The sequence below is a fragment of the Brevibacillus sp. FSL K6-0770 genome (assembly GCF_038000275.1).
In the GTDB taxonomy this organism is placed as follows: domain Bacteria; phylum Bacillota; class Bacilli; order Brevibacillales; family Brevibacillaceae; genus Brevibacillus; species Brevibacillus parabrevis.
On sequence record NZ_JBBOBQ010000001.1, the window covers coordinates 5819908 to 5831866 of the forward strand.

Here is an 11959-nt window from a genome sequence, read left to right on the forward strand (position 1 = left end):
CCAACTAGCATGGATGGAGTGAATACTTTGAAACGCTATCTTTTTTCCGTTTTCCTCTGCCTCCTGCTGCTCATCTCCGGGCTGTCGACTGTCATCGCCGCTCCGCTCGCACCTGATCAGCTCAAACAGCTGATCGCGCTCTCCAGCGATGCGCTGATCAGCAGCGGAGACAAGAACTGGGACGAGGTTACCAAAGCCGTAACCAGCCTGAAAGCCGTCTGGGACGCGAACACCGACGATACGTCAGCAGAGGCTCAGGCTTTGTCGGCAGCGGTTGAGCAAGCCCAGCAGGCACTCGGCGAAATACAGTCGAATCCCGAAGCAGCCACGGCTGCCATCTCCAATCTGGCAAAAGCAGCCGACCGCTACGTGACCAGCAAGGAATCAGCTGGTCAGCCGAAGGAAAAAGCGCACAAGCAAATCGCCAACTTGCTGCCTTTTCTGGAGAAAAGTCTGACTGCTATCTCGGAAAACAACTGGCCCCAGGCCAAGCAATCGTACAACAGCTTCGTAACAGGCTGGTACAAGGCGGAGAGTCTGGTTCGCTCAGAAAACGCCTCCGTCTATGGTGATATGGAAGTAAAAATTAGCGGCGCCCGCATCGCCTTGAATACCGAGCCGCCGAATGCACAAAAAAGTACGGAAAAACTGCAAACGTTGAAGCAAGCCGTCGAAGACTACGTAGCAGGAAAATCAGTGGCGCCTGGCTCCAGTGCCGTCGCATCCGGGGAACAGCCAACGATCTCCTCGCTTTTGCAGCTGATCAGTTCGGTAGAAACGGACATCGCCAGCCAAAAGGCCGACGACGCCGCAGGAAAAATGGACACGTTTATTGCCTCGTGGCCTTTGGTAGAAGGCGTGGTCATGACCAAGTCGCCAGCCACCTACAGCAGCATCGAAGCAAAGATGGTTTCCGTGCCGACCTTGATCTTGTCCAACCCGCCGCAATGGGAAAAAGCAGCGGCTCTGCTGGGCGAAATGAAAGTCGAGCTTGAGCCGTTTGCTACCGCCGCCTCCTATACAGCGTGGGACGCAGGACTGATTTTGTTCCGCGAAGGCTTGGAAGCGATCCTGATCATCATGTCGCTGCTTGCGTTCCTGCAAAAGTCAGGGAATGCGGACAAGCGCAAATGGGTCTGGTCAGGGGCGGCGCTTGGTATCGTTGCCTCCGCGCTGCTCGCGATTGTGCTCAGCATCGTCTTTTCCAATCTCACTACAGGAAGCTCGCGGGAAACGATCGAAGGCATTACAGGACTTATTGCTGTCGTGTTCATGGTGACAATCGGCGCCTGGCTGCATAAAAAGTCCAACCTGCAAGCCTGGAACGAGTTTGTGCAGAAATCAATCGGTTCCTCTCTGGCAAAAGGCGCTTTGTGGTCGCTTGCCTTCACGGCCTTCCTCGCAGTTGTTCGCGAAGGCGCGGAAACGATCATTTTTTACATGGGGATGGCAGCATCGATTTCCATGACAAACCTTTTGCTCGGGATCGGTGGCGCGCTGCTTTTGCTCGCCATCATCAGCTTCGCTTTCATCAGGCTCAGCTCGCGGATTCCCGTCCGTCCGTTCTTTTTGGTTGCCAGCCTGCTGCTCTATTACATGGCCTTCAAGTTCATCGGGGTCAGCGTACACGCCCTGCAAGTCACGGGCAGCCTGCCGGCGCACAGCTCGGAGCTGTTGCTCCATTTGCCTGATCTGGGCATCTACGCGAACTGGGAAACGACGATTCCGCAGCTTGTCATTCTCGCCATCATTTTGGTGAACCTGTCGCTGTATTCGTGGAAAAAGCCAGCGAAAGGCGTTCCGCGGACAAATTAAGCATACAAGCATAAAACGCAGCTCACTGGCATGACACCCATGCCGGAAGCTGCGTTTTTCATAGGGACATACAACCTTCAAATGATGCATTCTCTCATTTCCCTCTGCCAAAATCTCACAAATGCTGTAAAAAGGTATAGACAACCCGCCCATTTTACGACAGAATTAAACGTTATCTTGCAACAGATGTAACTTTCGTTTTACATGATTCGTCATTAGTAGGATGGTAAGATTCCTTATGGATTGGAGAGAAATATGGGGGCAACATCAAACTCTGTAAAAGTCGACGTCAAAACGACTTCGCGCGTCCGCCAAAATATGGTCTATCTGTTAATTCGGCAGCTTCGTCCACACCAATGGACCAAAAATTTGCTCGTGTTTGCGGCACTGCTCTTTTCTTTGCACAAAGTCAGCACAGATGTCATCGGCAAATCGCTGTTTGCTTTCCTGCTGTTCTGCTTCGTGTCAGGCTGTGTCTACATCTTGAACGATTTCGTAGACATTAAAAACGACCGGAACCACCCGGAGAAGCAATTCCGTCCGATGGCTTCCGGCGCGCTGCCGCCTGCGCTCGCCTTGTCGTTCGGGGTATTTTTGCTGGCAGGCTCGCTTTTTTCGGCCTTTTATTTTGACCGACTGTTCGGCGTCGTGCTCACGGTGTATTTTGTGCTCAACGTCGCCTATTCGCTCAAACTGAAGCATGTCGTCATCCTCGACGTGATGATTATCTCGTCCGGATTTGTCTTGCGGGCCATCGGGGGCAGCCTGATGATCAACACGCCGTTTACGCCATGGTTCTTGCTCTGTACCATGCTGCTTGCCCTGTTTCTTGCGATCAGCAAGCGACGCCATGAGCTGCTTTTGCTGCAAGCCCACAAAGGCACGCATCGCAAGGTACTGGACAGCTATTCGTCCGAATTGTTGAATCAACTGAATACGATTGTCACGACAGCCACGATTATCAGCTACAGCTTGTTCACCTTTACCTCCGGGCGAACCGTTCATTTGATGTGGACGATTCCGTTGGTGATCTTCGGCATTTTCCGCTACCTGTACCTGATTACGATTACGGACAAAGGCGGCAGCCCTGAAAAAGTTCTGCTCCAGGACAAGCCGATTCTCATCACGGTACTGCTCTACGTCATCGCCGTAGCCGGCATTATTTACACCTTTGAATTTTAATTGCACAGACAGGTTGTGGATCAAACTATGCCATCCATCGTTCTTATCCTCATCTCGGTCATCCTCAGCGCAAGTGGTCAGATTGCCATGAAAATGGGGGCGTCCTCCCTCTCTGGCAACAATGACGCGCTGGTGTTGAAGTTCCTGCACTATTTTACGAACCTGCCAATCATGGTCGGTTTGGCGCTTTACGGGCTTTCCGCGTTTATCTGGATTGCCGCGCTGGAAAAAGTTCAGCTTTCTTACGCTTATCCGATGGCGGCCCTCGGGTACGTCCTGGTAGCCGGACTTTCTTTTCTGATCTTTCAAGAGCCGTTGTCGCTCACCCGTATCGTAGGGCTGGCAATCATCGTCGTAGGCGTCGTTGTCATCTCCCAGTCATAATCATCACGAAAGAGGAGCGTAGTCATGTTATATGCGCTGGCGCCGTTTATCGGCTGGCTTGTGTCTGGAATAACCAAATTTTTGATTAATTACCTCCGATTTGGGCAAGAAGCAAAAAACATGGTGGGGAACGGCGGGTTTCCCAGCACGCATACAACGGTCATGGTCACCACCGTATTTTTGATCGGCTTGCAGGAGGGCTTCACTCATCCGGCATTCGGGCTCGGGGTCGCCGTAACGTTTATCGTGATCATCGACGCCACCGGACTGCGCAGAGCCGTAGGCAAGCATGCCGCCGCTCTCAATGCGCTGGCAAAAGAACACCCGGACAAGCAGCTTTTGTCCAAGCCGTTGCGCGAGAGCATGGGTCATACCAAATGGGAAATTGCCGGGGGGCTGGTGCTGGGGATCATTCTCGCCACCGTCCTGCACCTTTTGGCTGCAAACCTCCCTGTTCTGTAGATTCAAAAACAGGAGATTACATTCATGAATAACCGTACCGCTACTTACTCGTTTGTAATCGGGGCGACCTTGCTGTTTTTTATCGCCTCGATCGTACTCGTTACGTCGACTTTCTTTTTGCTGGGCATCCCGGTTACTGCGGTCAGCTTCTGGCTGTCTGTCCTGGCCGCTCTTGTTTGCCTGCTGGCCATGACGGCCACGTTTGTTCCTTTGCGCCGCCCGACCTGGCTGGTCGCCTTGCTCGCAGGGTTGGCCATCGTCATCGGGGGCGGCTGGTACATTAGCGCCAATACGTTCGATCTGTCTTTTGATGGACAAACGTATCACCAGGAAGCCATCATCTTGCTTACGAATGGCTGGAATCCGGTGCACGATGCCCCGATTCTCAAGCCGCCAGGCAAGCCGATCGAAGAAATGGACAACAAGGAAATCTTGTCTGCCTTCCACCTGTGGATCAACCATTACGCCAAAGGGCCCTGGATGCTGGATGCGGTCATGTACAAGGTGACTAACCAGATTGAAGTCGGGAAAATTTTCAACCTGCTGCTCATGGCTGCGTCCTTCTTCCTCAGCTTGGCAGCGCTGCGGACGGCTTTTCCTGCGAAAAAGGGGCTGGCGGTCGTTCTGGCGATTTTGGCTGCCTGCAATCCGGTCGTCGTGTCGCAAGCGACGTCCTTTTACATTGACGGACAGCTTGGCTCGCTCGTGCTGATCATTTGCGCGCTCGGGTATTTGCTGCTCAAACGCTACCACACCTGGACCATGCTGGCTCTCTGCTCTGCCCTGATGTTGCTTGCGCAGATCAAGTTCACAGCGTTGGTGTATGCCGTACTGCTTGGCGGCGCTTTGCTGGTGCTGTTCTTTTTCTGCGATCGCCAAAAACGCTGGAAAACCGTCCTGGCGTGGCTCGCCGCTAGTCTGGTCATTACCGTCGTCGTTGTCGGCTACAATCCATACGTCACCAACACGCTTGCCAAGGGACATCCTTTCTACCCGCTGGCGGGCAAGGGCGCGGTGGATATTATGACTTCGAACAGCCCGCACGACTTTAAAGACATCAACTCGCTGAGCAAGCTTGGCATTTCCTTGTTCGCCCAATCGGAAAATATCGCTACGCCAAAAGAAACGACGCTGAAATGGCCCTTTACCTTCTCCGCGCAGGAACTGAAGGTGTTTCTGGCTCCGGACGTGCGAGTGGCGGGCTTTGGACCGTGGTTTGGCGGCGCGGTGCTGCTTGCCTTCCTGATCGTGCTTGCTTTGCTTTTCGGTCGCGAGCGCAGGAAAGCCTTGCCGTTCCTCGTCGCAAGCATCATCTTGCTCATCACTGTCCTGATCAACCCGGAAAGCTGGTGGGCGCGGTACGTTCCGCAGCTTTGGCTCATCCCGCTTCTCGTCACGCTGGCAGGCTGGGACGCACAAGCTGCGCTCACCCGCTACGGCAGCCGCATCCTGCTCGCTGTCATGCTGGTCAACATGCTGCTCGTTGGCAGCGCCCACATGCTGGGACAAAGGTCCATTAACGCAATGGCCGAGCAACAGCTTCAGGAAATCAAGGCGAGCAACAAGACCATGATCGTCGACTTCCGCCACTTCAACGCCAATCGCATCCGTCTGCAAGAAGCGGGTATCCCGTATATCGAGCAAAAGATCGCCGAAGGGCAAGAAGTAAAAGGAATCATCAGCTCGCGGGCGATTTACTACTTGCAGTAGTTGCGCGTGACTCATGCGAATGCAGCCTTCAACCTTGCCTTACATCCACAAGCAAAAAACCTTCTCAGCAATCGTTGAGAAGGTTTTTATGTTGCGCTGAACTACTCTATTCGTGAAAAAACAGCGGAAGCTCTTGCAAAAAGATGATGTCCGAGCGCTTGGCTGCGTCTCCCTCCGCCAAAATAGCCGCTCTCGCTACGACATGGCCCCCTGCCTTGACTACGAGATCTTCAATCGCTTGCAGCGACTTGCCTGTGCTGATGACATCGTCGATAATCGCAACGCGTTTGCCGGAAATTTCTCTGGCATCCGCGCCATCCAGGCAAAGAATTTGCTTTTTCTGCGTAGTAATCGATTCGACTTCATTGATCAGCGGAGCATCCATATACGGCTTCGTGCTTTTCCGGGCAACGTAATACTTTTTCATCTTCAATACACGGGATACTTCAAAAATCAAAGGAATACCTTTTGCTTCCGCCGTAATCAATACATCGACTTCCGGGAGCTTCTCGGCAAGCAGTGGTGCCGCTGCCGTCACCAGCTCTGTATCGCCCAGGATGACGAAGCTCGCGATGCTAAGGTTGTCCGCTATCGGCATAATCGGCAGCTCGCGCGTTACGCCTGCCACTTCCAGCGTGTATGTCTTATCCACAAAAAATCCCTCCTGATTTGCGTCCCTACATGCCAAAGGCATGGATCAATGCTCGCATCAGCAAGCCTGCCAGCATCCCGAAAAACGGGTCAGAAATCGCCGTCACAACCATCGTTGTTCCGCCAATCAAACCGGACGAAGCTTCTCCCCCTGTCAGAGCGGCAGTCGCATTCCCCGGCACCGTCACGATGGCCCCGAGCACGAACAGGAACCCGGCAATCGATTCACTCGGGATGTAGCGGCCGATTTTCGGCAAAAGACCTGCAAACAGGATCGCCGCCATCAGCACCATCATCAAAACACCGGACGCAACCGGGTTGGGCGCCCCGGCCGTAGCGGAAATGATCGCCTCTACCGGCGCTCCGCCGAACAGTGCCGACACCATATCGGCCACGCTGGAGATTACGCTGAGCGTGTCAATGTTCACATCGGATTTGGCGATTTCACCGTTAATTTGTCCAAAAGCGATGTTCGCCCCGATATTGAGGCAAACCATCGCCATCGCTCCGCGCAAAATGCCAGGGGAAAACGTCAGCTTTTGCAGAACAAGACGGTCGTTCGCAATCGGCTTGATCGAGCTTCCTTGTTTAAGCAGGATGGCGACCAGACTGGAGATGAGCACCGAGATCGTCACGGTGTAGACGAGATCCTTTGTGATGAAATACGTCAGCAACCCGCTCCCCATCGAAGTGACACCAACAGGCATGTTGTTGCGAGCCATTTCCCACGACACCCGCGCCAGCATGATGCCGACACCTGCCATCATGCCATTGGTAATGACCGGGCCAATAAAATCGACGATCTTTTCCAGAAAACCAAACAGACCGATGATGGTCATAATAATTCCGCCAACAAAAATCATGGACAGTCGTTCTCTCATGCTTTTTCCGATCGTTCCCGCCAAGGCAATCGTTTCCGCCTGATAGGATACGACCGCGACAGAGCCTGTCAGAGCGTTGCCCGTTGCGCCTACCAGAAAGGCCAGAGCCGTCGGCACGGAGGCAAAGCCAAGAGACAATGCCAACAGCCCTTGCGGCAAGCCGTTCAATACGACACTGAGGGCCGCTACTATGTCTTTCCATTCCATGTTGTCCTTCTCCTCACTTCGCTGCTGTATACAAATGACCGCTTTTTCACATGAGTTAAGGTAACATAAAAGGCGATCTTTTTCAAACGAAAACTAATTAATGTTCGTTTTTAATCGGTAATTCGTTGCTTTTATAGTTATTTTCCATATTAACATCCGTTATAAATCGAACATTAAACCGATCGCAAGACGTGCTGTCACGCAAAAAAAGACGAGCGCATAACGGCTCGTCTTTGCTTCTCGCTCAAAACTTTTTACAGCTTGATGGCAATCAACTTCAACTCTGTCATCTCTTCAACCGCGTATTTGATTCCTTCGCGGCCAAATCCGCTGTCTTTGACACCACCATACGGCATGTTGTCCACGCGGAAGGTCGGGATGTCATTGATCATCACGCCGCCCACTTCCAGCTCTTCGGCTGCGCGCATCGCTGCATGAATGTCGCTCGTGTAAATGCCCGCCTGCAACCCGAAACGGGAGTCATTCACGGCTTCAATCGCCTCGCCTATTGCTTCAAACGGCGTGACTACGACGATCGGGCCGAATACTTCCTGGCAAGAGACAGAGGAGTGGGCGCTTACGTTCGTCAGGATCGTCGGAGCGAAAAGCCGCTCGTTCACTGCTTTGCCGCCTGTCACGACCTGCGCTCCCGCCTGAACCGCTTCTTGTACCCATGCTCCCATCCGCTCGTGGTCTTTTGCCGAAATGACGGAGGACATGTCTGTCGCCTCCTGCAACGGATCGCCCAGGACGAGCTTCTCTGTCGCAGTCTTGAATTTATCGAGAAACTCCTCGTACTTGCTCTGGTGAATATAGACGCGTTGCAGCGAAATGCACACCTGCCCGCTAAAGGAAAATGCGCCCACCACGCAACGATCAACCAGCGCCTGCGTAATCTCAACCGTCTGGTCAATAATGACGGCAGAGTTCGAACCAAGCTCAAGCGTCACGCGCTTCAGACCTGCTTTGTTTTTCATCGCGATTCCGACCGCAGGACTGCCTGTAAACGTAATCGCGGCAATGCGGCTGTCGCTGACAAGCTTCTCGCCTACGACCGCGCCTTTTCCTGGCAAGATATTCAGCGCCCCTTCCGGCAATCCGGCTTCCGCAAAAATGTCGGCGAGGACCAAGGAGCTGAGCGGCGTCTGGCTCGCGGGCTTCAATACGACCGTATTCCCTGCCGCAATCGCCGGGCCGACTTTGTGCGCCACCAGGTTGAACGGGAAGTTGAACGGTGTAATCGCCCCGACTACGCCAATCGGCTTGCGAACGGTAAAAGCAAGTCGGCCTTCGCCGCCAGGAGCCGCATCAAGCGGAACGGTTTCCCCGTGAATGCGCTTCGCTTCCTCGGCCGCGAATTTGTACGTCTGAATCGTGCGGGCGATCTCTACCCGTCCTGTGCGCAGCGGCTTGGCAGCTTCCTGGGCGAGAATCACTGCCAGCTCCTCCTTGCGCGCTTCCATGATCGCCACCGCTTTTTCCAAAATCAGTGCGCGCTGGCTGGCTGGCAGCTTTGCCATCGTTTTTGCCGCCGCAGCCGCTGCGCGGATCGCCTCATCGACGTCAGCCTCGTCAGCCTGTGCGATCTCCGCCAAAAGCTCACCGGAATAAGGAGAGTAGAGTGGCGCGTACTCGTTTGCTTCTTTCCATTGTCCGTTAATATACAGATGCTTTTTCATGCGTACCTCCCTTGTGAATTAGTGGGTCACGTACTGGCTTTTCAACACATCGGTCATAATGTCGAGCGCTTCTTGCAATTGCTCATCGGTAATCACGAGCGGAGACAGGAAACGCAGCACGTTGCTGTGTACCCCTGCGGAAAGCACGATGACACCGGATTCGTAGCAACCTTTGGTCAGCCCGGCTACCAGTTCTTTTGCAGGCTGTTTGGTTTGTGGATCAATAAATTCTACCGCACACATGGCACCCAATCCGCGAATATCTGCAATGACAGGGAACTCTTTTTGCAGGGCTTCAAAATGCGACTTGATCGCCTTACCGATCTCTCTGGCGCGTCCGGACAAGTCTTCGCGCTCCATTTTCTCAATTACAGCAAGTGCCGCTACGCAACCGAGCGGGCTGCCGCCATACGTGCCGCCAATTTCACCCGGATTCGGCGCATCCATGATTTCTGCGCGGCCTGTCACAGCGGAGATGGGCAAACCGGCTGCAAGCGATTTGGACATGGTAATGATATCAGGCTCGATTCCGAAATGAGTGGAAGCGAACATCGCCCCGGTCCGGCCAAAGCCTGTTTGGATTTCGTCGGAAATGAACAAGATATTGTGCTTTTTGCAAATTTGGAATACGCCTTGCACGAACGATACTGGCGGCACGATGAATCCGCCTTCGCCCTGGATCGGCTCCATGATGACGGCCGCTACTTCTTCCGGCGCGACTTCTGTCAGCAGGAAGTCTTCGAATTGCCGGACGCAAAATTGTGCGTACTCGTCTTCTGTCATGGACTCCGGTTTGTTCAGCGGGTACGGGAACTGAGCCTTGTAGGTAGCTGGCGCGAACGGCCCCATCTGGAATTTGTACGGCTTTACTTTGGACGTGAGCGACATGCCGAGCAAAGTACGTCCGTGGAATCCACGGCTAAAAGATATGATGCCAGGGCGTCCTGTGTATTTGCGCGCGATCTTCACCGCGTTTTCTACGGCTTCTGCGCCGCTGTTTGCAAACATCGTTTTCTTTTCAAAGCTGCCCGGCGTAATTTCAGCCAGTTTTTCTGCCAGCGCCACATACGGTTCGTACATGCCGACGTGGAAGCAAGGATGAATGTATTTGTCCATTTGCGCTTTTACCGCCTCGACCACTTCTTGCGGGCAGTGGCCCGCGTTGAGCGTTCCGATCGCTCCTGCCAGATCGATGTACGTGTTGCCGTCGACGTCTGTCACGAGCGCCCCGGACGCCGTCTCTACAAAAACCGGCGTGTTGTTGCCGATGCCTTTTGGCACGAACTGTTTTCTTTTTTCAATCAAAGCGGTCCCCTTCGGACCTGGAACACCAGCAGCTACATTGGCGAATTTGCGTTGTTTGGACATATCGTAATCTCTCCTTGTATGAGAATGATAACAGCTTAGGTGATGCTTTCGACTCCGATATGTAGCAATACCCGTGCCAAACGAGAAAGCCTGCTGTGGTGCGCGTTTTTTGCATAGCAGAAATCTCCGTTAATTCAAAAATGAATCGAAACCTGTAAATAGTTCGATTCATTTTTGAATTAAAAATTCATTTTTGAATTAACGGGGACGGATGTGGTATTTTTGCAGCTTGCGCACGACAGATGGCTGGCTGATTCCCAAAAACTCGGCCATCTCCGCTGTAGTCCGGCAACGCTCTGCCGCATGGCGCAGCCACTTTTCCTCGACTTGCTCCATCGCGTCCCGCAGCGACATTTTGGCGGCCGCAACACTCGGCTCCATTGCCGTCTGCTCCTCCCCTGCCGCCTTGATTTCCGCAGGCAAGTGCTGCGACGTAATTACTTCTTCATCTGCCGTTACCACCAGCCGCTCCAGCACGTTTTCCAGCTCCCGCACATTCCCCGGCCAATCGTAGTGCAGCAAAGCGTGAGTAGCTGCGGCGTCCAGCTTTTTGTTCATCCCGTATCGCTCGTTCAGCGAGCGCACGACCAGCTTGAGGAGCGCGGCGATATCTTCCGGGCGATTTCGCAAAGCAGGAACGTGGATTGGCACGACGTTCAGCCGGAAATACAAGTCCTGGCGAAACTTGCCCTCCTTCACCATCTTCTCCAGATCGCGATTGGTAGCAGCGATCAAGCGAAAATCGACATCGCGATACTGCATGCTGCCTACGCGCTGCAACCGTTTCTCCTGGATCACCTTCAACAGCTTGGCCTGCAAGGTCAGCGGCAGCTCCCCCAGCTCGTCCAACAACAGCGTGCCTTGGTTCGCCAGCTCGATAATTCCTTGTTTGCCTTGCTTGCCAGCGCCTGTAAAAGCTCCCGCTTCATAGCCGAAAAGCTCCGACTCCAACAGCCCTTCCGGAATCGAGCCGCAGTTGATCTCCACGAATTGCCCGGCGGATCGGCGACTGTGGCGGTGAATCTGGCTGGCAATGACGTTTTTTCCGACCCCGGACTCGCCGAGAATCAACACCGTAGAATCGACCATGGCGACCTTTTTGATGAGACGGTCAATGTTGCGCATCGGCTGGCTGACTGCGACGAAGCCTTCCTGATTTTTTTCGCGCAGCTCCTCAATCTCTGTTTCGAACTGCTTCAATTGCTCGGTCAGGCTCTCGTAGCGCCGTTTCAGTTCCATGATTTCTGTCAGGTCATGCGAATAGCTGATCACGGAATGCATGCTGCCGTCCTCGTTCCAGAGGGGATAGGCTGTGACCATCAGCTTTCTGCCGCCGGGAATTTCCTGCATCATCGTTTGCGGTGTTTTTGTGTCCATCACCTTGCGCGTCACAGACGGAGAAAATACTTTTTCCTTTTCCAGCTCGATCACATTTTTCCCCAGCAGTTGTTCTTTTCCGATTCCGTACATGTCATAGGAGGAATCACCGACCAGCTGAATGTAGCCCTCGGGGTCCGTAATCAGCAGGTGATCGCGGGACGTTTCCACGATTCCTTCCAGAACGCGGCTCATCCACTGCTGTCGGCTCTCATCTTTCTTCATCCGCCCGCCTCCTCTGGC

The 11959-nt window shown here is 53.6% G+C and carries 10 protein-coding genes; 5 read left to right on the forward strand and 5 right to left on the reverse strand.

The window, feature by feature from the left end; genetic code table 11:
• Positions 1-18 precede the first annotated feature (18 nt).
• The 5 genes from NST23_RS27555 to NST23_RS27575 all read left to right on the forward strand — a co-directional run bounded on the left by NST23_RS27555 (position 19) and on the right by NST23_RS27575 (position 5553).
• On the forward strand, positions 19-1815 hold the full coding sequence (locus NST23_RS27555) for an FTR1 family iron permease (RefSeq protein WP_281868951.1): 1797 nt from the start codon (positions 19-21) through the stop codon (positions 1813-1815).
• Positions 1816-2070: 255 nt separating this feature from the next.
• Positions 2071-2997, forward strand: coding sequence for a decaprenyl-phosphate phosphoribosyltransferase (locus NST23_RS27560; protein WP_122962365.1), 927 nt, complete (start codon positions 2071-2073; stop codon positions 2995-2997).
• Between the two features lie 27 nt (positions 2998-3024).
• Complete coding sequence (locus NST23_RS27565; RefSeq protein ID WP_122962364.1) at positions 3025-3381, forward strand: SMR family transporter; 357 nt, start codon at positions 3025-3027, stop codon at positions 3379-3381.
• A gap of 24 nt (positions 3382-3405) precedes the next feature.
• Complete coding sequence (locus NST23_RS27570; protein WP_122962363.1) at positions 3406-3843, forward strand: divergent PAP2 family protein; 438 nt, start codon at positions 3406-3408, stop codon at positions 3841-3843.
• 24 nt (positions 3844-3867) lie between these two features.
• On the forward strand, positions 3868-5553 hold the full coding sequence (locus NST23_RS27575; RefSeq protein WP_340965047.1) for a hypothetical protein: 1686 nt from the start codon (positions 3868-3870) through the stop codon (positions 5551-5553).
• Between the two features lie 106 nt (positions 5554-5659).
• On the opposite strand, the gene NST23_RS27580 is transcribed toward NST23_RS27575, so the two are convergent.
• From NST23_RS27580 to NST23_RS27600, 5 genes are all read right to left on the reverse strand, one after another.
• Entirely contained in the window at positions 5660-6205 is a 546-nt protein-coding gene (locus NST23_RS27580) for a phosphoribosyltransferase family protein (RefSeq protein ID WP_309538551.1), read from the reverse strand.
• Positions 6206-6230: 25 nt separating this feature from the next.
• Positions 6231-7292 (reverse strand): solute carrier family 23 protein, encoded by a 1062-nt coding sequence (locus tag NST23_RS27585; RefSeq protein ID WP_122962360.1) that lies wholly within the window; start codon positions 7290-7292, stop codon positions 6231-6233.
• 254 nt (positions 7293-7546) lie between these two features.
• Entirely contained in the window at positions 7547-8971 is a 1425-nt protein-coding gene (locus NST23_RS27590; protein WP_122962359.1) for an aldehyde dehydrogenase family protein, read from the reverse strand.
• An 18-nt stretch (positions 8972-8989) separates the two neighbouring features.
• On the reverse strand, positions 8990-10339 hold the full coding sequence (gene gabT / locus NST23_RS27595) for a 4-aminobutyrate--2-oxoglutarate transaminase (RefSeq protein WP_122962358.1): 1350 nt from the start codon (positions 10337-10339) through the stop codon (positions 8990-8992).
• 198 nt (positions 10340-10537) lie between these two features.
• Complete coding sequence (locus NST23_RS27600) at positions 10538-11941, reverse strand: sigma-54 interaction domain-containing protein (RefSeq protein WP_217022039.1); 1404 nt, start codon at positions 11939-11941, stop codon at positions 10538-10540.
• Positions 11942-11959: the final 18 nt, after the last annotated feature.